The sequence below is a fragment of the Streptomyces sp. NPDC107521 genome (assembly GCF_055598485.1).
Genome location: NZ_JBVKAT010000031.1, coordinates 27,308 through 48,917, shown reverse-complemented (window position 1 = coordinate 48,917; position 21,610 = coordinate 27,308). Strand labels below are relative to the sequence as shown.

Here is a 21,610-nt window from a genome sequence, read left to right as displayed (position 1 = left end):
CCGGCCGGGGACGCCGTCGGCCGGGCAGGCGGGTCCCGTGAGCCTCCCGGGGCGAACCGGCGAACCGGCGGACCGGCGAACCGGCGAGCCGGTGGCCCGGGGCACCGTGGCGCGGTGCTCCCGAGGCGTCCTCCGCCCCGGTCCCCGGGCGTGCCCCGGCACGGTTTCCGCGCGTGACGGGAAGGAGTACTCCGTGGAACTCTCGGGGAATTCCGGCCGCGGACGCGGGCATCCGCCCTACCGGGCCCGCACGATACGGAGGAGCGGTACGACGCGGCGGGGCGCGGTGACCGCGCGGAGCCGCGGTACGGAACGGTAGCGGGAAGCGGGGCCGCGACGGAGCGGCGGTACGCGGAAGCGGTGCGCCGACGGCGTACGGCACGGCGGTGCGGTACGGCGTTGCCGTGCGGCGGTGCGTCCGGTCGCGCGGGCCGGGACGCGCCACCGGGGCGCGTTGGGTCGTCGGTGGCGCAGGGGTCCCTGCCGGTGGTGCGCGGGCCCGCGCAGGTGGTGCGCGTTGGGTGACACCCGGCCGTCGGGCCGGGGCGGCCGGGGTCCTCGGAGCGGTGGGGCCCGGCCCGGAGGAGAGCGGATGGTGGTCGGCCGCCGCCCGGGGCTCCGTCCGGCGGCGTCCGGACGGCCCGGCACCGCGCGGTCGACGGGTGAGAGGGGAACACCGTGGTGGAGTCCGGGCAGGGGCTGCTCCGGGGCAAGGTCGTGATGGTCACCGGGGCCTCCAGCGGGGTCGGGGCGGCGGCGGCCCGGCTGTTCGCCGCCGAGGGAGCGGCGGTGGCGGTGATGGCGCGGCGCGGGGACCGGCTGCGCGCGCTGGCGGCGGAGATCGGGGCCGCGGGGGGCAGTGCCCTCGTGACACCGGGGGACGTGACGTCGCCGGGGGACGTGCGGGGTGCCGTGGCCGCGGCGGTCACGGAGTACGGGCGGCTCGACGGGGCGTTCAACAACGCGGGTTGGGGGAGTTTCGGGGCGCCGCTCCACGAGACGGACGACGCCGTCTTCGAGCGGATCATGGACGTGAACGTGCGGGGCGTGTGGAACTGCCTCAAGGCCCAGATCCCCGTCATGCTGCGGCAGGGCGGCGGCGCGATCGTCAACACGTCCAGTACGGCGGGGTCGTTCGCCACCGGTGCCGTCGCCCCCTACGTGGCGGCCAAGCACGCGGTGCTCGGGCTGACCCGGGCGGCGGCGGCCGAGTACGGCGAGCGCGGCATCCGGGTCAACGCGCTGATGGTCGGCATCACCCGGACCGAACTGGTGGAGGAGGCGATGGAGGGGAACCCCGGGCTGGAGGAGGCCGCCTCGGCCCGGGCCATCCAGCGCCGTCTCGCCGATCCGGAGGAGGTGGCCCGGGCGGCGCTCTGGCTCTGCAGCGACCAGGCCTCGTTCGTCACCGGGGCCGCGATGCCCGTGGACGGAGGATGCAGCGCCGTGTGAAAACCAACAGCCTTGTGAGGAAGGGGTGTTGGGCGCAGAATTCTGTAAGAAAAAAAATCATTATGTTATTCTTCTGGTGGTCGATGCCGGATGAGACGGTGGAGGGGCGACGGAATGGATCTGAGGGTGCTCGGAGGCATGACGGCGCACGAGGGAGGGCTGCCCGTCTCACCGTCGGCGGCGATGCCCCGGCAGGTGCTCGCCCTCCTCGCCGCGTCGGCCGACCGCGTCGTCCCCACCTGCGCCATCGCCGAGGAGCTGTGGCCCCGGGGCGCCCCCTCGGACGCCGAGCGGGCGATGGAGTCCCACGTCCACCAACTCCGGTCCGACATCGGCACGGTGCTGCGCGCGGCGGGCAGTGAGCGGTCCGCCGAGGACGCGCTGGTGTGGGTGCCCGGCGGGTACCGGCTCGACACCGGCGGCGGCACCAGCGACGCCAGGTCCTTCGAGCGGATGGCCGGGGCGGGCTACCGGGCGCTGGAGTCGGGGAACCTGGAACTCGGCGGCAAGTGGCTGCGGGAGGCCCTGGGCCTGTGGACGGCGGCCCCCTTCACGGGCGTCGCCCAGGGGCCCCATCTCCGCTCCCAGTCGGCCCATCTCACGGGCTCCTGGCAGCGGGCCGTGGACCGGTGGATCGAGACGGACTTCCGGCTCGGCCGCTGGCGCGCGCTCTGCACGGACCTCGCCCGGGTCCTCACCCGGTTCCACTCGACGGCCCCGCTCTACGCCGAGCTGAAGGCGGATCTCGAACACTGCGGCCAGGACCCCGAGGTGATCCGGCGGTATCTGCGCCGACGGCGCGGCGCCCCGGCGTTCAGCGCCCGCTGGGTCGTGCCCGGCGGCGAGGGCTACCGCTCGACGCGCGGCGAGCGCCCGCGCTGTCTGTCGGCCGCCCACGGCGTTCCCCGGACGCACCGGATCTGACGCGCCGACGGGCGCCGGGACGGACGGCGGGCCTCCGCCGCGGGGGCGCCGCGCGGGCGCCGCGCGTCGTCTCGCGTCGTCTCGCGTCGTCTCGTGGCGAGGGCCCGCCGTACGAGCCCTGCGCCGCTCACCCGCCGTGCGCGCCGCGCCATCCGTCCGCCGCGCCCGCCGCGCCCGCCGCGCCCGCCGCGCCCGCCGCGCCATCCGCCCGCCGCCCGCGCCGGGTTCGCCACCCGGCCGGTGCGTCCGCCGCCCGACCGCGGTGCGCTCCCCGTCCGGCCACCGGGTTCTGCCGGCCACCGGCCGGGACGACCGCCGACCGGTCCGATTCACCTGTCGCCCGGCCAGTTCGGTCCAGTTCGGTCCGGCCGTCCGCCGTCCGCCGTTCGCCGTCCGGTCGTGCGTACTCCGGCGTCCTGCCCGGCGCGGCGGCCCCGCCCCGGGAGTCGTCCCCGGCGGTTCCGTGCCTCGGCCGGCGCACCCCGCCCCCGGCAGGCCGTCGCGTACGTCCCCCGTCCCGCGCGGCGCTCCCCAGGGCGTCGGCCCGGAGGCCGACCGCCCCGGCGCCGCACCCGGAACGGTCCGCCCGGCACGCCGCGCCGCGGTCCCCGCCGTCTCCCCGGGACCCGGCATCCGGGCCCTGCCCCGCGCCACCCCGTCTCCCCCGGCCGGTGCCCCTCCGTTCTCCTCCCCCGGTCGGCGACACGGCCGGAACCGCACCCCCGCGGGACCGTCGACCGCCCCCGCCACCGCCTTCGTTCCCCCGCCGCACACCCCGGACGGCGGTGACGGAACGCGGCCTTCCCGTCGCCGCCCGTGTGCGCCGCGGCCGAAGTCGACCCCGTCACTGGCACGAAAAGGGCGCTTGACTAGCCGATCTTGCACTGTCTAGGTTCGACGGGGGCCGCACAGCCGACGGGGGGCGGGCAGGGTGGACGACGGAGAAATACATCGCCTCGACCTGCTCACCGTGCTTCGGCTTCTGGCCGAAGAGGCACCTCTGGAGAGCTTCGAGGAACTGCTGTTACGCGCGGGACAGGAGTGCACCCCCGCCGACCAGCTCCGTCTCGAACAGGCCGTCAGACTGGCCTACGGCATCCACAACGCCCAGGAGCGGCGCCGCCAGCGCGAGGAGGCCCTCGCCGACCTCGTCGACACCGCGCGCGACCTGACCCAGCTCCACGACCTGGGCGAACTGCTCCACATCATCACCCGGCGGGTCAAGCGGATCATCAACGCCGACCTGGCCTGCTTCGGACTGCTCAACGAGGACGGCAGCCTCAGCCTCCACGCCGCCGAGGGCGTCACCACCGCCCTCGTGCCGGGGACGCGGATGGACGGCGGGCCCGGGCACCAGGCCCTCTCCATGGGCGCCCCGCTCTGGACCGCCGACTACCTCCGCGACACCAGCGTGGACCACTGGCCCCAGGCGGACGAGTTCATCCGCGCCGAGGGCATCAAGTCCCTGCTCGCGGTGCCCCTGTTCCACGGCGACAGCACCCTGGGCGTCCTGTTCTGCGCCACCCGCAGCGTGCGGCGGCTCAGCCCCGTCGAGATCGGTCTGGTCTGCTCGCTGGCCGCCCTCGGCGCGGTGGCGATCGAACGCGCGGAACGACTCCAGGACGCCAGGAGCGAGGTCAGCGAACTCGAACTGGACGGCTTCCGCGCCCGTACCACCCTGGCCCGGCTGGAACAGCTCGGGGACGCGCAGAGCCGCATGATGGGCCTGCTGCTGTCCGGCGCCGACCTGGACACCGTGGCCCAGGCGGCCGCCGACGCGCTGGACAGCACCCTGCAACTGCGCGACCCGGCGGGCCGGATCATGGCGGCCACCGCCGAACTGCCGGACCTGGACGACGCCGGGATCGCCCGCACCTCCTGGGAGGCGCACGCCCGGCGCGCCCCCGTGGTGCACGGCGAGGGCACCTGGGTCACGCCCGTCCTGGCCGGTGCCGAGAACCTGGGGTTCGTGGTCCTGCGCCCCGCCCAGGCGCTGGTGGGGGAGGACCAGCAGATGCTGCGGCTGGTCGTGCAGACCTTCGCGCTGCAACTGCTCCTCCAGCGCGGCGCGGCGGTCACCGAGGCGCCGGTGCACGACGCCCTCTTCAACGCGCTCCTCGCCCTGCCGTCCCGGGGCTCGCAGCGGGCCCGCCACCTCGAACAGCGGCTGAGCGCCATCGGCATCGACCTCACCGAGCCGCACGTCCTGCTGGCGGTGCGGCCCGAGGGCGGGGGATACGGCCGGGCCATCGTGTGGGCCTCCTCCCACGCCCACGGGCACGCCGGGCTCAAGACCGTCCAGGACGGCTGCATCATGCTGCTCCTGCCGGGCACCGACGCGTCGGCGGTCGCCCGGTTCGTGGGCGGCGAACTGGCGGCGGTGCTGGGCCACCCGGTCACCGTGGGCGCGGCCGGGCCCGGCGGCGACCCGGGCGACGTGGGCCGGCTGCGGGCGGAGGCGGTGCGCTGCCTGGAGGCCCTGACCGTCCTCGACGCCACCGGGAGCACCGCGTCCCTCGGCGACCTCGGCTTCATGGGGCTGCTGCTGTCCGACGTCCAGGACGTGGGCGGCTTCATCGGCAGCGCGGTGGGACCGGTGCTCGACTACGACCGCAGGAATGACACCGGGCTGACCGAGACGCTGGAGGCGTACTTCGCGACGGGCTCCAGCCCCAGCAAGGCCGCCGAGGAGCTCCACGTCCACCCCAACACCGTCTCCCGCCGCCTCGAACGGGTCACCGCGCTGCTCGGCCCCGAGTGGCAGCGGCCCGACCGGGTGCTGGACATCCAGCTCGCCCTGCGCGTCCACCGGATGAGGGCCGTACTGCGGCTCGGCTCCCCGGTCGCCGAACCCCTCTGAGCCGCAAGCGCCGACCGCCTCCGGGCCACCGGCACGGGCCGCCTCCGGGCCACCGGCGCCGATCGTCCGGGACCACCGCTGCCGGCCGCCCCGGCGCCCACGGCGCCCGGCGTCTCCGGGCCACCGGCACGGGACGCCTCCGGTCACGCCCCTCCCGCCGTACGGCGCCGCGCCCCGTCCCGGGGCGGGTTCGCCGCTCCGGGGGCCTCAGCCGGAGGCTCCCAGGGCCATCGCCGTGTGCGCCACGGACGCCAGCGTCATGTGCCGGTGCCAGCCGCGGAAGGAGCGGCCCACGAAGTCCCGCAGCCCCGCCCGGTCGCCGATGCGCGCGAGGTCCGCGTCCACCCGGTCCTCCAGCTTGGCCGTGCGCAGCAGCGATCCGACCGGCAGGTGCGCCATGTCGGTCACCCAGAGCCGGGACGGCGGACGGGCCGGGTTGGTCCACTCGCCCAGGAGCAGCAGGTGCCGGGGCCGGTTCCCGGCGTGGCCCGGCAGCGCCACGGGCACCGCGGCGGCCAGCGTGGTGCGCAGGGTGTTGCCCTGGGCCGCGTCCCGCCAGGCGACGGGGGTGCGCATGCCCTTGACCACCTCCAGGATCCGCTGGGCGGGCAGCGAACCGGCCCGGTAGCCCGGCAGCGCCGGGTCCGCGACGGCCACCCGGTAGGAGGGGCTGACCCGGGCGACGAAGTGCACACCGCCGGCGGCGAGCCGGCCGGTCGCGGCGGCGACACCGCCCCGCCGCAGGTCGATCAGGACCGGGCGGCGCGGGATGTTCCACCGCTGCGCCATCCGCTCGACGGCGGACACGGCGCACTCCTCCGTGCTCTCCGCCCCGATCCCCTCCGGCAGGTCGGCCTGGTCGCGCCGCTCCCGGTCGTTGATCCAGGGCTCCGGGAGGACCAGCCGCCAGTCGACCGGCGCGCTCAGCTCGGGCGAGGCGAGCCAGACGCCGACCGCCTGCTGGCCCCGGAAGACCTGTCCGAGGTGGGGCGCGAAGTGCTCCTCGACCCCCACCGAGTGCCGGCCCGCCTTGGGTATGTGCAGTGGGCGGGTCACCCACGCCTGCGGGGCGGTGGTGTGCTCCAGGTAGTCGGCCAGGGCGACGCGCAGCGGCAGCCAGTCCCAGGCGGAGCTGGTGATGAAGTGGTGCAGGCTCTGCTCCACGGCCGCCCCGCCCAGATGGGCCGCGATGTTGCGGATGGACTTGCGGCCCGGGGTGGTCAGCAGTCCGCGCAGGTACTGCTCCGCGCGCAGGCGGCGGTCTCTTCGGCTCAGCAGGGAGAACAGGGCGGTGCACAGTTCGGCGACCATGTCGTCGGAGACGTCGGCACCGGCGGCGAGGGCGCGCTGGTGGGGCACTGCCACGGTGTCAGCGGAGGGGTCCGTACCGAGAAGGGAAGTGTTCACGATGCTCCAGCCAGTGGGGCGGCGCTTGTCGGTGTCTGCCGTACTCACCATGGCCGGTGGGGCCGCTCTCCCACGAGGTGCTTCGGGCACCTGATTTCGCCGCCGGGTGCACCGGTGGTCACACGCCCGGGGCCCGTGTGAACCGTTCGTGTCCTGCGAGCCGTGCGCGTGCGAACGCCGGACGGCCCCGAACGGGCGGACGGTGCCGGGACAACCGCGGACCGGGTGCCGGAGTGGGGTCCGGCCACCCCGGTCCGCGGCGCCGTCACCGGATGCGGAGGCCGTCGACGTACGACCGGACGTTGCGACGCGTCTCGGTCACGCTGTCGCCGCCGAACTTCTCCGCCACCGCGTCCGCCAGCACCAGGGCGACCATCGCCTCCGCGACGATGCCCGCCGCGGGGACCGCGCACACGTCCGAGCGCTGGTGGTGCGCCCGCGCCGGGCCGCCGGTGGCGACGTCCACGGTGCGCAGGGCGCGCGGCACGGTCGCGATGGGCTTCATCGCCGCCCGTACCCGGAGCGGTTCGCCGGTGGACAGGCCGCCCTCGACGCCGCCCGCGCGGGCCGTCGCCCGGCCGATGCCCTCCGGGCCCGGCACGATCTCGTCGTGCGCCCGCGACCCCGGCACCCGGGCCAGTCCGAAGCCGTCGCCGACCTCCACGCCCTTGATCGCCTGGATGCCCATCAGCGCGCCCGCCAGCCGGGAGTCGAGCCGCCGGTCCCAGTGCACGTGCGAGCCCAGGCCCACCGGAAGCCCGTAGGCCAGCACCTCGACCACCCCGCCCAGGGTGTCGCCGTCCCTGTGCGCCCGGTCGATCTCCCCGACCATCGCCCTCGACGCGTCCGGGTCCAGGCAGCGCACCGGGTCGGCGTCCAGCCGCGCCACGTCGGCCGGGACCGGACGGACACCGGGGGGCGCCGCCGCGGCGGCCAGCTCGACCACATGGCTGACGATCTCGGCGCCCGCGGTCTCCCGCAGGTACGAGCGGGCCACCGCGCCGAGGGCCACCCGTGCCGCCGTCTCCCGCGCCGAGGCGCGCTCCAGCACCGGACGGGCCTCGGCGAAGCCGTACTTCTGCATCCCGGCGAGGTCGGCGTGGCCGGGGCGGGGCCGGGTGAGCGGGGCGTTGCGGGCCACTCCCGCCAGCACCCCGGGGTCCACCGGTCCGGGTGCCATCACCCGCTCCCACTTCGGCCACTCGGTGTTGCCGATCAGGACCGCGACCGGTGAGCCCAGGGTCAGCCCGTGCCGCACCCCGCCGAGGAAGGACACCTCGTCCCGCTCCAGGGCCATCCGCGCGCCCCGGCCGTGGCCGAGCCGGCGGCGGGCGAGGTGGTCCGCGACGTCCCCGGTGGTGACCGGCACCCCGGCGGGCAGCCCCTCCAGCGTCGCGACCAGTGCGGGGCCGTGGGACTCCCCGGCGGTCAGCCAGCGCAGTCGGCTCACCGGAGCCTGCCGAGACCGCTGTCGGTGAAGCCCCGGTCGCCGTGGAGCCAGGACACCGTGTCGTACATCTCCTCCTGGGTCAGCGAGGAGAGCATGGCGTTGCGGGCCCGGGCCCGTTCGCCCGCCGGGTGGTACAGCTCGCTGCCCATGCGGCGCGCGATCAGCTGGGTGCGGCCCGCGCGCTCCTGGCGCACCGCGTTGAACTTCTCCAGGCGCTGGACGACGTCGTCCTCGCCCATGCCGTCCAGCAGGTCGCCGAGGACCACGGCGTCCTCCAGCGCCTGGCAGGCGCCCTGGGCCGCGTACTGGAGCATCGGGTGGGCCGCGTCGCCGAGCAGGGCGACCCGTCCGTCGGTCCAGTTCCGGACCGGGTCCCGGTCGCAGAGCACCCATTCGCGCCAGCCCTCGCCCAGTTCCAGGAGTTCGCGGGCGGTGGCGCCGACGCCGGGGAACTGCCCGAGGACGTGCGAGGGGTCGGTCTCCCGTCCGGCGACCGGCACGCTCGCGCCGTCGTCGCGGGTCACCGCGAGGTTGAGGTACTTGCCGCCGCCGATGATGTAGTGCACGAAGTGCCACTTCGGCCCGGCCCAGAGGGTGACCGAGTTCCAGCGCAGCGGCTCCGGGACCTTCTCGATCGGGATGACCGAGCGGTAGATGGTGTGCCCCGACACCCGGGGCTCGCCGTCGCCCAGCATCGACGCCCGCACGGTGGAGCGGATGCCGTCCGCGCCGATCAGCGCCGCGCCGCGCACGGTCCGCCCGTCGGCGGTCCGCACCCGCACCTCCCCGTCGCCCTGCTCGTGGCCCGTCACCGCTGCCCCGGCGACGAGTTCGACCGCGTCCAGCTCCTGGCAGGCGGTGAGCAGGGCCAGGTACAGGTCGCCGCGGTGCACCACGGCGTACGGGTTGCCGAACCGCTTCCGGTAGGCCCCGGTCAGTTCCATGGCGGCGACCCGCTCGCCGGTGACCCCGTCCATGAACCGTAACTCGTCGATGTACACGGCCTGGCGGCGCACGCTCTCGCCGACCCCGAGGCGGTCCATGGCGTGGAAGGCGTTGGGGCCGAGCTGGATGCCGGCGCCGATCTCCGCGAAGGTGTCGCTGCGCTCCAGCACGGTGACGCGGTGTCCGTGCCGGGCCAGCGACAGTGCCGTGGCGAGTCCGCCGATGCCGCCTCCGGCGACCACTATGTGTGCCATGTTCCATCAAGTCCCTTCTGAGTGAACAGGGTTGGGCCGATGTGCCAGTGCTGGTGCCGGTGCTCGTGCGTGCTCGTGCGTGCTCGTCCGGGAGCCGGGAGCCGGGAGCCGGGAGCCGGGAGCCGGGAGCCGGGCGGCGCGGTGGCGTACGTGTGGCGCGGGCGCCCGGCCGGGGGAGGACGGGCCGGGTACGGGGCGGGGCACGGCGGGTCCCCGGCGGGACCGGGGGAGGCCCGGCACCGCACCCGCGGTGCCGCCCGGACCCCGCGCCCCGCGCCGTGGAGTCCGAACCCGGGGTCCGGAGTCCGAAGCCGGGCCCCGCGCCACCCGGCCCGGCCCCGCCCCCGGTGGGGTCAGGCGCCGTCCGGCTCCAGGGCCAGGCCGCGCCCGGCCAGCGCGGCCAGGGCGAAGGTGCCCTCCACGGTGGCCTCCACGTCGAAGGCGTGCCGCTCGGCCGGGGGGCCGCCGATCAGCGGAGCGGCCAGGTCGGGCAGCACGGCGCCCTCCGCCGCCTCCCGGGACTCCCACAGCAGGACGGCCCCCCACCGGTCGGTGGCCGCGTCGGAGATCCAGAACTTCAGCCGCAGCCCCGGGAACCCCGAGAAGCGGGGCACCGCCTCGTCGCGCAGGAACTCCCGCAGGGACTCCACGGTCTGCCGGGAGCCGGACAGGTCCCACCACACGATCACCGCGTGCACGCGAGGGCCACCCCCCGGAGCAGCGAGCCGATGATGCCCGGTCCGTCCACGGTCAGCACGGACTCGGCGTGGAACTGCATCGACGCGAAGGCACCCGCCCGCAGCGCGTGCACCTCGCCGGTCAGCGGGTCCCGGCTCACCTCGACCGTGCCGTGCGCGGGATGCTCGAAGGAGTCCCCGTCCCACCGGGCGGCGAAGGTGTTGTAGAAGCCGACCCGCGCCGCCCGGCCGAACAGGTCGATCTCGTGCTGGGCGCCCTGGTTGGGCACCGGACGGCGGACCAGGTCCAGGCCGAGCAGGGTGCTCAGCACCTGGTGGCTCAGACAGACGGCGAGGAACGGTCTGCGCTCCTCCAGCAACCGGGCCACCGCGGACCGCAGACGGGCGATCTTCGGATGCGCCGTCTCCCGGGGGTCGCCCGGCCCCGGGCCCATGACCACGAGGTCGTACGCGTCCAGGTCGTACGGCTCGTCGAAGCGGCGCACCTCCACCTCGCAGCCCAGCGAGCGGATCTGGTGGGCGATCATCGCGGTGAAGGTGTCCTCGGCGTCGATCACCAGGAGCCGCCGGCCCGCCAGGGGACCGGCGGCCCGGACCGGGTCGTCGGCCTCCCGCAGCCAGAACCGCGCGATGCCCTCGTTGCGCGAGTCCAGCGCCTCGCGCACCGCCGGGTGCGCGCCGAACCGGGTGGGCTCGCTCCCGCCGAGCGCCGCCAGCAGCCCGGCGGCCTTGGCACGGGTCTCCTGCACCTCCGAGGCCGGGTCGGAGTGGCGCACCAGCGTGGCGCCCACCCCGATCCGCATCACCCCGGCGGTGTCGATGTCGGCGGTGCGGATCAGGATCGACGAGTCCAGGGTGCGCCCGCCGGCCGCGTCCCGTCCGATCAGCGCGGCCACGCCGCTGTAGTAGCCGCGGCCCGTCGGCTCGTGGCGGGCGATGACGCGGGCGGCGCTCTCCAGCGGGGAGCCGGTCACCGTGGGCGCGAAGAGCGTCTCGCGCAGGATGTCGCGCACGTCGCGCCCGGTGCGGCCCTCGATGAAGTACTCGGTGTGGGCGAGCCGGGCCATCTCCTTGAGGTAGGGGCCCACCACGCGTCCGCCCCCGGGGCAGATCCGGCCCATCATCTTCAGCTCCTCGTCGACGACCATGTACAGCTCGTCGGTCTCCTTGGTGTCGGAGAGGAAGGAGAGGACCCCGTCCAGGTCGGGGCCGGACTCGGGGTAGCGGTAGGTGCCGCTGATCGGGTTCATCACCGCCCGGTCGCCCCGGAGGCTGATGTGGCGCTCGGGAGTCGCCCCGACGAAGGTCCGCTCGCCGGTGTGGATGAGGAAGGTCCAGTACGCGCCCGCCTCGCGTTCGACGAGACGGCGGAAGAACGACAGCGCGGCCCGCGCGTCGAAGTCCGGCAACTGGGCGGTGAACGACCGCTTGATGACGAAGTTGGCGCCCTCGCCGGTGCCGATCTCGTCGGCGACGACCCGGCGCACCGTCTCGGCGTACTCGTCGTCGCCGATGTCGAAGTGGCCCCCGGTCACCTTCACCGGGTGGTCGGGCAGCAGCGCGAGGCTGTCGCGCAGCGGGACCGCGTACTGCTCGCGCACCCGCATCGCCAGCAGCGGACTGCCGTCGTCCGGGGCGGCGAAGCCCCGTTCGGCCAGTTGCCGGTAGGGGATGAGCACCAGCAGTTCGTGGCCCGCGGCCTGCCGCGCCGCGTCGAGCCGGAGGTCGGCGAGGGTGCCGACCCGGGTCATGTCTCCGGCCAGTGCCTCCAGGGTGTCGTCCCCCGCCGCCTCCGGGCGGTGCAGCAGCGCGAACGCCCCGGCCGTGCCGTCCAGGATGCGTGCCAGCAACCCGGACGCGCCGTCCTGCCTGGTCATGGGAATCCCTTCGCCTGGGCGGCGCTAGCGCGCCGCCACGGTCGCGGTGTCGAGTTCGTGCAGGGCAGCCCCGGCCGTCAGGACCCTGGCGGCCCGCTCGGCGGCGTAGGTGAGCGCCAGCCGGTGGTAGTCGGCGGAGAAGTCCGCGACGGCGTCGCCCACCAGGAAGGGCTGGACGTCGTTGGAGTACGCCTCCACCGCCGTCATCAGGACGCCCACGTGCGCGTACACCCCGCAGACGACGAGCTGGTCGCGGCCCGCCGCGCGCATCCGGTCGAGCAGGTCCGTGCGGTGGAAGGCGCTGTAGCGCCACTTGGTGAACACCCAGTCGCCGTCCTCCGGCTCCAGCGGGGCGACCACCCGGCGGTGCTCGGGGCTGGCCCTCATCCCCGGGCCCCAGAAGTCCTTGAGGAGCCCGCGCTGTTCCGGCGTCATACTGCCGGGCTGGGCGGTGTAGGCGACGGGGACGCCCAGCGCCCTGGCCCGGTCGCGCAGCCGCGCCGTGTTGTCCACCAGGGCCCGGCCGAGGGCGGTGGTGCGGGGGAAGGGCCGCAGGAAGTACTCCTGCATGTCGTGGAGCAGCAGCACCGCGCGCCGGGGCGAGAGCCGCCAGTCCACGGTGTTCTCGGGGAGCTGGTCCGCGGTGGGCGGCGGATAGGGCTCCACCGGGGGGATACCGGGCATGGGGCGATTCCTTCCGTTCTCAGACACCGAGGGTGGCCCCGCCGTCCACGGTGAGTTCGTGCATCGTGATGTGCCCGGCGTCGTCCGAGAGCAGGAAGGCGACGGTGCGGGCGATGTCCTCGGGGCGGGCGACCTTGCCGAGCGGTATGCCGACCCGGTACTTCTCCGGGCTGCCGGCGATGGACGCCTTGGCGGCGGTGTCACCGGTGTGCATCCCGTGCAGCATCGGGGTGTCGGTGGACCCGGGCGCGACCACGTTGCAGCGGATGCCGCGGTCGGCCACCTCCAGGCCCAGGCACTTGGTGAAGGCCGTCGCGGCGGCCTTGGACGCGGCGTAGGCCGCCATGTCCGCGCGGGCCGTGCCCGCCGCGTTGGAGGCGACGGTCACGATCGCGCCGGTGCCCCGGGTGAGCATGCGGTTGACCACGGCCCGCGACACGTGGAAGACGCCGGTGGCGTTCACCGCGAAGGTGGCGTTCCAGTCCTGGTCGGTCAGGGAGCAGGCGCGGCCCAGGCGCAGCACACCGGCGGTGTTCACCAGGTGCCGCACCGGTCCCAGCCGGGTCTCGACCTCGTCGACGAGTCTCTCCACGTCGGCGCTGGAGGTGACGTCGGCGGCGAGGCCGGTCACCTCCAGACCGTCCGCGCGCAGCTTCGCGGCGGTGGCCGCGATCCGGCCGGGGTCCAGGTCCACGGCCGCCACGCGCGCTCCGCGCTCGGCGAGCAGCCGGGCCACGGCCTCTCCGATGCCGCCGGCCGCTCCGGTGACCAGGGCGAGTGTTCCTTGCACGTCTCCAACCTCCTTGTGCCGTCGGCCCTGTGCCGACACGCGTCGGGTGATGCGGTGCGAGGGTGAAACGGGTCGGTGCGGTGCGGGCGCGGTCAGTTGCCCCAGGCCGAGGCGACCTCCACGGCCTGCTGGGGGTTGAGCCGCGGATCGCAGAAGCTCAGGTACTTGTCGCCGATGCGCTCCAGCTCGACCGCGGCCGAGACGCACTCGGTGACCGCCTCAGGGGTCGTCTCCAGGTGCAGGCCCGCCGCGACGCCGCCGCCGGCCTCCACCGCGTCCCGGAACGCCTGGATCTCGCACACCACCGTCTCGACCAGGCGGGTCTTGAGGCCCTCCGGTCCCGAGACGGTGTTGCCGTGCATCGGGTCCGACAGCCAGAGCACCGGATGTCCGGCCGCGGCCACGGCCTTCACCAGGGCGGGCAGCCTGCGCGCGGCGTTGTCGGCGCCCATCCGGGAGATCAGGGTGAGCCGCCCGGGGCTGCGCCCGGGGTCCAGGCGCTCGCACAGGCCGAGCAGTTCCTCGGGGGTCATGCCCGGCCCGACCTTCACGGCCACCGGGTTGGCGACCGCGGCGAGCAGGGCGATGTGGGCGCCGTCCGGCTGCCGGGTGCGCTCGCCGACCCAGGGCCAGTGGGTGGAGGCCAGCAGCAGGGAGCCGTCGGGTTCGCGGCGCAGCAGGGGCAGTTCGTAGTCGAGGAGCAGCGCCTCGTGGCTGGTCCACACCGGGACGCCGAACTCCGCGCGGTGGCCCGCGGTGCCCCGCCAGCCCAGGTAGTGCATGGTGTCGCTGGCGGCCCGGTAGCCCGAGAGCAGGTGGTCGGGGTCGGGGCTGCGCAGTCCGGTGTCGGGCTCGGGGCGGTTGACCAGGTGCCCCCGGTAGACGGGGAGTTCGACGCCGTTCACGGTCTCGGTCGGGTTCGACCGGGGCTTGCCGTACTGCCCGGCGAGACGGCCCACCCGCAGCACCGGTTTCCCGGCGGCGAGCTTCATCGTCCCGGCGAGCACGTCGAGCAGGGCGGTCTTGCGGGCGACGTCGGCGGGGGTGGCCTCGGCCGGGTCCTCGGCGCAGTCGCCGGCCTGGATGATCTGGAGGTGCCCGGCGGCGGCCTCGGCCAGCAGGCTCCGCAGGCGGCGGACGGCCTCGATGTCCACCAGGGCGGGCATGCGCCGCAGATGGGCGCGGGCCGTGTCCAGCCGGGGGTGGTGGGCCCAGTCGGGCTGTTGGAGGGCGGGCAGGGAGCGGAGGTGGGACTCAATCTCGGTCATCGGATTCCCTAGGCGGGCGTGCCGGAGTGGCTCCGGCTGAAGGCGGGCGTGGCCATGGATGAGTGAGCACGGGCGTGTGCGAGCCGGCGGGGGCTGGGCCCCGAGGGACTGCGGTCACGGGCATCCCGTCGTGCGTCCTCCAGTGGGCTCGCATCCGGGCCCGGTGGGGCGAGCACCACGTTGGAGGGGGGCGCGCCGGGCGGCAACGCCCCGCGGTGTAGTCCGTCGCGATGGCGGTCAGTCCGTCGGGTCGGGGCGTAGTCCGTCAACTAGCGCGTGGTCGATGTCACGTGAGGGCTCTCCGGAGACCTCCGCAGACCTCCGGGGCCCGTCCGGGCGTGGGCGGCGCGCTCCCCGGCCCGCCCGGGGAGACCGGTGCGCACCGCCCCGGGAGGGGGAGGGAGAGGGTCCGGATCGCCCCCGCGGGCGGCGACTCCGTCATGTTGGCCCGCCACATGTGACGGATTCCGCGGCGCGTGACAGAGTTCGCGGCCGCTCCGTGCGGCGCCGCCCGCCCCTGTGCCAAGAATCTCCCCGTCCGAACCGCCACCCCGCCCCGCAGAGCAGGAGCGTTCCGCGATGACCACCCTCCTCCCCGGCACCGCCGCGCACCACGCGACCGACGACGACGTCGTGACCGCGGTGGCCGTCCGGCCGGTCCCGGGGACGGGGACGGGGGCGGCGGGGACCGACGAACAGCCCGGCACCACCGGGCCCCGCGCACCGGAGTCCGGCACCACCGGGCCCCGCGCACCGGGGCCCGGCACCACCGGGCCCCGCGCGCCGGGGCCCCGAGGGACCCGCGCCCCCGGATCCCACGTATCCGGGACCGGCGCACCCGCGGGCCGCACACCGGCGTACGGCCCGCCCGCGAACGTCGGCCCGGCGGACACCGCCCGCCGCGCCGCCCCCCGCACCGCCCCCGCCGTCCGCACCGCCCCCGGGCACCCCGCCCCGACCTCACCGCGGCACCGCGCCCCCTCCTGCGGGCACCCGGCGCCGCACCCCGTGCCGTGCCACCGCGTCCCGCACCGGCACGCACGGTCCCGCTGCCGCGCCGACGGCTGAACCGCACGACGGCGGACCGCCCGCCCCCGGGCCCACGCCCGCGACCGGACCGGCGGACCACCGGCCGGCCGCCGGGGCGCCGCAGACCGACCGATCCCTCCGGGGCCGCCACCGGCCCCCATCGGACCTGGCCGAAAGGAAGCTCTCCGATGTCCGCAGCAGACCCCCTTCTCGAACTGCCCTACGGCACCGCGCCCGACCCCGGCGAGTTCCTCCGCGCCGCGATCCGCTGGCACTTCTCCAAGGAGACCGGAACGCCGTTCTGGCTCGACCGCGTCGGGCGGCTGGACTTCGACCCCGTCGAGGACGTCCGGACCTTCGACGACCTGAGGCTCTTCCCCAACTTCGCCAACGAGCTGCGGGAGGTGCGCGCCGAGGACCTGATCCCGCGCGGCTACGGCGAACGCCCCGGCATCGTCGGCGTCTTCGACAGCGGCGGCACCACCGGCGCGCCCAAGCGCGTCGTGATGCTCCAGGAGTGGCTGGACATGCTGCTCGCGCACAGCGACGCCCAGCTCGACGCGCACGGCGTGCCCCGCGACGCCAACTGGCTGCTCGCCATCCCGTCCGGCCCGCACATGGTCGGCGCCTCCTTCCAGCAGCTGGTGGCCCGGCGCGGCGGACTCTCCTTCTCCGTCGACGTCGACCCGCGATGGGTGAAGAAGATCATCGCCCGGGGCGACCAGGCGGAGTCCGACCGCTACACCGAGCACCTCATCGACCAGCTCCAGCACCCGCTCCGGTCCCAGGACATCGGCGTCCTGATGCTGACCCCGCCGGTGCTGGAGCGCCTGTGCCGCCGCGACGAACTCGTCGACCTGGTGCGCGAGAAGGTCAGGGCCATCATGTGGGTCGGCACCCAGCTCGACCCCGACACCCGGCACCTCTACCGCACCGAGCTGTTCCCCGACACCGTCCTGTGCAGCGGCTTCGGCAACACCATGACCCTCGGGCACGTCACCGAGCGCCCGGGACTGGGCGACGACGACCCCTGCGTCTACGACCCGTTCTCGCCGTACATGACGTACAACGTGGTCGACCTGGAGAAGCGCCGGCCGGTCGGCTACGGCGAGCGCGGACGCGTGGTCATGCACTACGTCGGCAAGAGCCTGTTCCTGCCCAACAACGTCGAGCGGGACGTCGCCACCCGCATCCGGCCGCTGCCGGGCCACGTCGGCGACGCCGTCGCGGACATCGCCCCGGTGCGCGAGTTCGACGACGAGAAGGTCATCGAGGGGGTCTACTGATGGCCGCCCCCGAGCCGTACACACTGGACGCGCTGGGCCCCGGCGGCCCCTACCGGGCCCGCCACCGCGAGACCGTCACCGACACCGCCGGGACCGCCGTCGCCGAACTCAGCCTGGTGCCGCGGCTGTTCGTCGGCCGGGCACTCGGCGCCCTGCACCGGGCGGAACCGCTGCCCAGGGAGCGGCGGCTGGCCGCCCTCGCCCGCGCCGCCCGCGTCTTCCGCGAGGACGAGGTCCACGGGCTCGGCTACGACGCGTACGAGCGCACCGTCTCCCGCGTCTCCGGCATCCCGCTGGCCGCCGTGCGCTCGGCCGCCGACGAGATCGCGGACTCGGCGCGCCGCGCCCTGGTCGGCGCCTACGGCGCGCTGCCCGGCGGCGCCGTGCTGGACTGGCGGGACGGGCGCACCCGCACCGGCAGCGCGGTGTGGACGCGGCGCGGCGAGGTGCTCGCCGTGAACGCGGCGGGCAACCACCCGGCCCCGCACGCCCTGTGGCTGGAGGCCCTCGCCCTCGGTTTCCGGGTGGCCGTCCGGCCCTCGCGCCGGGAGCCGTTCACCCCGCACCGCCTGGTCGCGGCACTGCGCGCGGCCGGCTTCGGCGACGACCACGTGGTGCTGCTGCCCACCGACCACGACGTGGCCGGGGAACTGCTCGGCGGCGCCGACCTGGCGCTGGTGTACGGCGGCGACGACGTCGTCCGCAGGTACGCCGCCGACCCGAGTGTGCTGGTCCAGGGGCCGGGCCGGACGAAGATCCTCGTCACGGCCGGGGCGGACTGGCGGGCCCACCTGGACACGCTGGTGGACTCCGTCGCCCACCACGGCGGGATGAAGTGCGTCAACGCATCCGCCGTCCTCGTCGAGGGCGACCCGGCGCCGGTGGCCGCCGCGCTCGCCGAACGCCTGGGCGCGCTGCCCAGCCTGCCGGCCGAGGACGAGAAGGCCGGGCTGCCCGTCCAGCCGCTCGACCGGGCCCGGGCCCTCGACCGGCACCTGCGGGAACGCGCCCGGGGCACCGTCGCCCACCTCGGCGGCGACGGCGTCGTGGAGGAACTGGCGGACGGCGGCGCGGTGCTGCGCCCCGCGGTCTTCGAGGCGCCCGGCCTCGGGGGCGGCTGGCACACCGCCGAACTGCCCTTCCCCTGTGTGTGGGTGGTGCCCTGGAGCCGTGCCGACGGGGCCGCCGCCCTCGGCGGTTCGCTGGTCGTCGGCGTCCTGGCCGACGACGCCGAACCGGCCGACGCCGAGCTGATCGACGCCCTGGTCGCCGACCGGACCATCGCCAACGTGTACGTCGGCGACCACCCCACCCACTGGATGGACCGCAGCGTCCCGCACGACGGCTACCTCGGCGAGTTCCTGATGCGCAGCAAGACCGTCATCCGCGGCTGACCGGCGGCCCCCGGGCCCCCAGCCGACACTCCCGTCACACCCAGAGGAGCAGACTCATGTCCATCACCGACGCACACAACGGCGCCGTCCCCGCGGGCGCGGCCGGGGAGTACGCCCTGGCCGGTGAACTCGTCGTCCGCCGGATGGGGTTCGGCGCCATGCAGCTTCCCGGACCGGGGGTCTGGGGACCGCCGAAGGACCGGGCGCGGGCGGTCGCGGTGGTCCGCCGCGCGGTGGAGCTGGGCGTCAACCACATCGACACCAGCGACTACTACGGCCCGTACGTCGCCAACGAGGTGATCCGCGAGGCGCTCCACCCCTACGACGACGATCTGGTGATCATCACCAAGGTGGGCGCCTTCCGCACCCCGGACCAGGCGTGGCCGGCGGCCCTGAAGCCGGAGCAGCTCCGCCGGGCGGTCCACGACAACCTGCGCGGCCTGGGCCGCGACCACCTCGACGTGGTCAACCTCCGGATCGTCGAGGAGGCCGGCGGCCTGGGACCGGAGGACTCGATCGCCGAACCCTTCGGCGCGCTGGCCGAACTGCGGGAGCAGGGCCTGATCCGGCACCTCGGGGTCAGCAACGTGACCGCCGCGCAACTGGCCGAGGCCCGGGAGATCGCCCCGGTCGTCTGCGTGCAGAACGAGTACAACGTGGTGCGCCGCCTCCACGAGGACCTCGTGCGCACCTGCGCCGAGGCGGGGATCGCCTTCATGCCCTTCTTCCCGCTGGGCACCTTCACCCTCCAGCACGAGAAGGACACCTCGACCGACACCAAGGTGCCCCAGCAGGTCCCGCTGGACGCCCGGGTCATCCACGCCGTGGCCGGGCGACTGGAGGCCACCCCCTACCAGGTGGCCCTCGCCTGGCTGCTCCAGCACTCCCCGAACATCTGCTGCATCCCCGGCACCTCCAGTCCGGGGCACCTGGAGGAGAACGTCGCGGCGGCGGCCCTGCGGCTGTCCGACACCGACGTCAAGGAGCTGGACGCGCTGTACGGGGGCGGGGAGCGATGAGCCTCGGGTACTTCGCCGGCCAGAACCGCAACGAGGTCGTCATCGTCCCGCCCGGCGAGGGGCCGAGCCGGTGGGCCTTCGGCGACCGGTACACGGTCAAGTCCGGTGAGCACAACACCGGCAAGTCCCTCTTCCTCATCGAGGCCCTGGTGCCGGAGGGCGGCGGTCCGCCGCTGCACGTCCACCACTGGGAGGAGGAGGCCTTCTACGTCCTGGAGGGCACCGTCGAGTTCCGGGACCGCCACGGGAAGCACCAGGCGCCCGCCGGCTCCTTCGTCTACGTGCCCCGGGGCACGGAGCACGCCTTCAAGAACGTCTCGCCGGAGCCCGCGAAGATGCTCTTCCTGACCCTCCCCGGGGGCAAGGAGAGGTTCTTCCTGAACGTCGGGGTCCCGGCGGACGACGACACCCCGCCGCCCTCGGAGGAGCAGCGCCTCAAGGACGTGGCCTACGGCTACGAGGTGGGCCCCGAGTTCGGCGACGAGTACCTGGAGTGATGCCCGGCGCCGCCACGGCGCCGCGCACCGCCGACCCCACCCACCATCGAGGAGTTCCCTTGTCACGCACCGGAAAGCAACCCACCCGCCGCTCCCTCCTCGCCGCCGCGGGAGGCGTGGCCGGCGTCACCGCCCTCGGCCACGCCCAGCCCGCCCTGGCCGCCCCCGGCGGCGCGGCGGGAGCGGCCGCGGCCCCCGACACCGTCGTCGAGGCCGCCGTGGTGCCCGGCGACCCCCGCTACGGGGACCTCCGGGCCGGGCTGAACCAGCGCTGGACGTCCTCCCCGGACCGCATCCACCTGGTCTCCACCACCGAGCAGGTCGTCCGGATCGTCGCGGAGGCCGCGGCGTCCCGCAGACGGGTGACGGTGCGCAGCGGCGGCCATTGTTACGAGGAGTTCGTCTACAACGCCGACGTCGAGGTCGTCGTCGACATGTCGGAGATGAACGCCGTCTACTTCGACCCGGACCGGAACGCCTTCGCGGTCGAGCCGGGCGCGACCCTCGGCGACGTCTACGACCGGCTGTTCCGCGGCTGGGGCGTGACCGTGCCGGGCGGCATGTGCTACTCGGTGGGGGCGGGCGGCCATGTCGCCGGAGGCGGCTGGGGACTCCTCTGCCGCCGCGACGGCCTGATCGTGGACCACCTGTACGCGGTCGAGGTCGTGACGGTCGACGCGGCCGGGAACGCCCGCGCCGTGGTCGCCACCCGCGACGACACGGGCCCCCTGCACGACCTGTGGTGGGCGCACACCGGGGGCGGCGGCGGAACCTTCGGGATCGTCACCCGCTACTGGTTCCGCTCGCCCGGCGCCGCGGGCACCGACCCCTCCGACCTGCTGCCGAAGCCGCCGGCCGAGGTCCTGGTCAGCGCCCTGTCCTGGCCGTGGGCCAAGCTGACCAAGGCGGACTTCACCACGCTGGTGCGCAACTTCGGCACCTGGCACGAGGCCCAGTCGGCGCCCGGCGGCACCACGGCCGGGCTGGTCACCCTGCTCAACCTCAACCATGTGTCCGCCGGGGAGATAGGGCTGCTCACCCAGGTCACGGGGGACACCCCGAACGCCGAGGCGGTGCTCCAGGACTGCCTGGACCACATCACCCGGGGCATGCGCATCGCGCCCACCCGGCCCTCGGAGAACTCCAGCGAGCACGGGCCGCTGGCCAACTTCTTCGTGCCGCGCCGCTGGAGCTGGCTGAAGGCCACGCACTACCTCGGCACGAGCAACCAGGTGATGACCAACCCGCTGCTGCGCGGCGACCAGAAGTCCGCCTACCACCGGCGGGGCTTCACCGCGGCCCAGATATCCACCCTCTACCAGCACCTGCGCTCGACCCAGCTCGACAACCCGATGGCCCAGGTCGTGATCAGCTCCTACGGCGCGCAGGTCAACGCCCTGGCGCCGGGGGACACCGCGCAGGTGCACCGCGACTCCGCGTTCAAGGTGCTGTACCAGGCCAACTGGACGGAGACGGAGGACGACGCGGCCAACCTGGCGTGGCTGCGGGGCCTGTACCGGGAGACGTACGGGGACAAGGGCGGCGTCCCGGCCCCCGACCAGCAGACCTCGGGCTGCTTCGTGAACTACTGCGACATCGACCTGAGCGACACCCGGTACAACTCCTCCCCGGTGCCCTGGCACGACCTCTACTGGGGCGGCAACTACCCGCGCCTCCAGCGGACCAAGGCGCACTGGGACCCGACCGACTTCTTCCGGCACGGCCAGTCGGTCCGGCTGCCCTGACGCCCCGCCGCCCCGGACCTGCCCCGGGTCC

General features: G+C 75.0%; 16 protein-coding genes. 8 read left to right on the top strand and 8 right to left on the bottom strand.

From position 1 onward, the window contains the following. Positions 1-678: 678 nt before the first annotated feature. From ACZ7LB_RS30510 to ACZ7LB_RS30500, 3 genes are all read left to right on the top strand, one after another. Positions 679-1,452, top strand: coding sequence for an SDR family NAD(P)-dependent oxidoreductase (locus tag ACZ7LB_RS30510; RefSeq protein ID WP_471472720.1), 774 nt, complete (start codon positions 679-681; stop codon positions 1,450-1,452). 138 nt (positions 1,453-1,590) lie between these two features. After that, complete coding sequence (locus ACZ7LB_RS30505; RefSeq protein WP_471472718.1) at positions 1,591-2,376, top strand: AfsR/SARP family transcriptional regulator; 786 nt, start codon at positions 1,591-1,593, stop codon at positions 2,374-2,376. Between the two features lie 931 nt (positions 2,377-3,307). Continuing rightward, positions 3,308-5,236, top strand: a complete 1,929-nt coding sequence (locus ACZ7LB_RS30500) for a helix-turn-helix domain-containing protein (RefSeq protein ID WP_471472716.1) — start codon at positions 3,308-3,310, stop codon at positions 5,234-5,236. A 207-nt stretch (positions 5,237-5,443) separates the two neighbouring features. Here the strand turns inward: ACZ7LB_RS30500 and ACZ7LB_RS30495 are convergent, their stop codons facing one another. From ACZ7LB_RS30495 to ACZ7LB_RS30460, 8 genes are all read right to left on the bottom strand, one after another. Next, on the bottom strand, positions 5,444-6,643 hold the full coding sequence (locus ACZ7LB_RS30495) for an IS701 family transposase (protein WP_471472714.1): 1,200 nt from the start codon (positions 6,641-6,643) through the stop codon (positions 5,444-5,446). Between the two features lie 265 nt (positions 6,644-6,908). After that, positions 6,909-8,093 carry a chorismate synthase gene (aroC, locus tag ACZ7LB_RS30490; RefSeq protein WP_471472712.1) on the bottom strand — a complete coding sequence of 395 codons (1,185 nt, stop codon included), beginning with the start codon at positions 8,091-8,093 and terminating at the stop codon, positions 6,909-6,911. Then, a complete protein-coding gene (locus tag ACZ7LB_RS30485) occupies positions 8,090-9,292 on the bottom strand; it encodes a 3-hydroxybenzoate 6-monooxygenase (RefSeq protein ID WP_471472711.1) in 1,203 nt (400 codons plus the stop codon). Before ACZ7LB_RS30485 ends, aroC begins: the two co-directional genes overlap by 4 nt. Before the next feature lie 353 nt (positions 9,293-9,645). Further along, complete coding sequence (locus ACZ7LB_RS30480) at positions 9,646-9,990, bottom strand: hypothetical protein (RefSeq protein WP_471472709.1); 345 nt, start codon at positions 9,988-9,990, stop codon at positions 9,646-9,648. After that, positions 9,978-11,867, bottom strand: coding sequence for an anthranilate synthase family protein (locus tag ACZ7LB_RS30475; RefSeq protein WP_471472707.1), 1,890 nt, complete (start codon positions 11,865-11,867; stop codon positions 9,978-9,980). Before ACZ7LB_RS30475 ends, ACZ7LB_RS30480 begins: the two co-directional genes overlap by 13 nt. A 24-nt stretch (positions 11,868-11,891) precedes the next feature. After that, the gene (locus tag ACZ7LB_RS30470; protein WP_471472705.1) at positions 11,892-12,551 is read right to left on the bottom strand and encodes an isochorismatase family protein; all 660 of its coding nucleotides are present in this window, start codon (positions 12,549-12,551) and stop codon (positions 11,892-11,894) included. Between the two features lie 19 nt (positions 12,552-12,570). Then, positions 12,571-13,341 carry a 2,3-dihydro-2,3-dihydroxybenzoate dehydrogenase gene (locus tag ACZ7LB_RS30465; RefSeq protein WP_471472703.1) on the bottom strand — a complete coding sequence of 257 codons (771 nt, stop codon included), beginning with the start codon at positions 13,339-13,341 and terminating at the stop codon, positions 12,571-12,573. A 92-nt stretch (positions 13,342-13,433) separates the two neighbouring features. Further along, complete coding sequence (locus ACZ7LB_RS30460; RefSeq protein WP_471472701.1) at positions 13,434-14,609, bottom strand: 3-deoxy-7-phosphoheptulonate synthase; 1,176 nt, start codon at positions 14,607-14,609, stop codon at positions 13,434-13,436. Between the two features lie 1,217 nt (positions 14,610-15,826). On the opposite strand from ACZ7LB_RS30460, the gene ACZ7LB_RS30455 reads away from it, so the two are divergent. The 5 genes from ACZ7LB_RS30455 to ACZ7LB_RS30435 are packed head-to-tail and all read left to right on the top strand — an operon-like array spanning position 15,827 to position 21,579. Next, positions 15,827-16,924, top strand: coding sequence for a phenazine antibiotic biosynthesis protein (locus ACZ7LB_RS30455; RefSeq protein ID WP_471472699.1), 1,098 nt, complete (start codon positions 15,827-15,829; stop codon positions 16,922-16,924). After that, positions 16,924-18,318, top strand: a complete 1,395-nt coding sequence (locus ACZ7LB_RS30450) for an aldehyde dehydrogenase family protein (RefSeq protein ID WP_471472697.1) — start codon at positions 16,924-16,926, stop codon at positions 18,316-18,318. Before ACZ7LB_RS30455 ends, ACZ7LB_RS30450 begins: the two co-directional genes overlap by 1 nt. A 56-nt stretch (positions 18,319-18,374) precedes the next feature. Then, on the top strand, positions 18,375-19,337 hold the full coding sequence (locus tag ACZ7LB_RS30445) for an oxidoreductase (protein ID WP_471472695.1): 963 nt from the start codon (positions 18,375-18,377) through the stop codon (positions 19,335-19,337). Beyond that, positions 19,334-19,834 (top strand): cupin domain-containing protein, encoded by a 501-nt coding sequence (locus ACZ7LB_RS30440; RefSeq protein WP_471472693.1) that lies wholly within the window; start codon positions 19,334-19,336, stop codon positions 19,832-19,834. Before ACZ7LB_RS30445 ends, ACZ7LB_RS30440 begins: the two co-directional genes overlap by 4 nt. A 59-nt stretch (positions 19,835-19,893) precedes the next feature. After that, positions 19,894-21,579 carry an FAD-binding oxidoreductase gene (locus ACZ7LB_RS30435; protein ID WP_471472691.1) on the top strand — a complete coding sequence of 562 codons (1,686 nt, stop codon included), beginning with the start codon at positions 19,894-19,896 and terminating at the stop codon, positions 21,577-21,579. Positions 21,580-21,610: the final 31 nt, after the last annotated feature.

What these genes read in the sequence shown, in the direction of transcription:
- ACZ7LB_RS30505 (WP_471472718.1), top strand. Translation starts at nt 1,591, where the DNA reads ATGACGGCGCACGAGGGAGGGCTGCCCGTCTCACCGTCGGCGGCGATG.
- ACZ7LB_RS30485 (WP_471472711.1), bottom strand. Translation starts at nt 9,292, where the DNA reads ATGGCACACATAGTGGTCGCCGGAGGCGGCATCGGCGGACTCGCCACG.
- ACZ7LB_RS30475 (WP_471472707.1), bottom strand. Translation starts at nt 11,867, where the DNA reads ATGACCAGGCAGGACGGCGCGTCCGGGTTGCTGGCACGCATCCTGGAC.
- ACZ7LB_RS30470 (WP_471472705.1), bottom strand. Translation starts at nt 12,551, where the DNA reads ATGCCCGGTATCCCCCCGGTGGAGCCCTATCCGCCGCCCACCGCGGAC.
- ACZ7LB_RS30460 (WP_471472701.1), bottom strand. Translation starts at nt 14,609, where the DNA reads ATGACCGAGATTGAGTCCCACCTCCGCTCCCTGCCCGCCCTCCAACAG.
- ACZ7LB_RS30455 (WP_471472699.1), top strand. Translation starts at nt 15,827, where the DNA reads ATGTCCGCAGCAGACCCCCTTCTCGAACTGCCCTACGGCACCGCGCCC.
- ACZ7LB_RS30450 (WP_471472697.1), top strand. Translation starts at nt 16,924, where the DNA reads ATGGCCGCCCCCGAGCCGTACACACTGGACGCGCTGGGCCCCGGCGGC.
- ACZ7LB_RS30445 (WP_471472695.1), top strand. Translation starts at nt 18,375, where the DNA reads ATGTCCATCACCGACGCACACAACGGCGCCGTCCCCGCGGGCGCGGCC.
- ACZ7LB_RS30440 (WP_471472693.1), top strand. Translation starts at nt 19,334, where the DNA reads ATGAGCCTCGGGTACTTCGCCGGCCAGAACCGCAACGAGGTCGTCATC.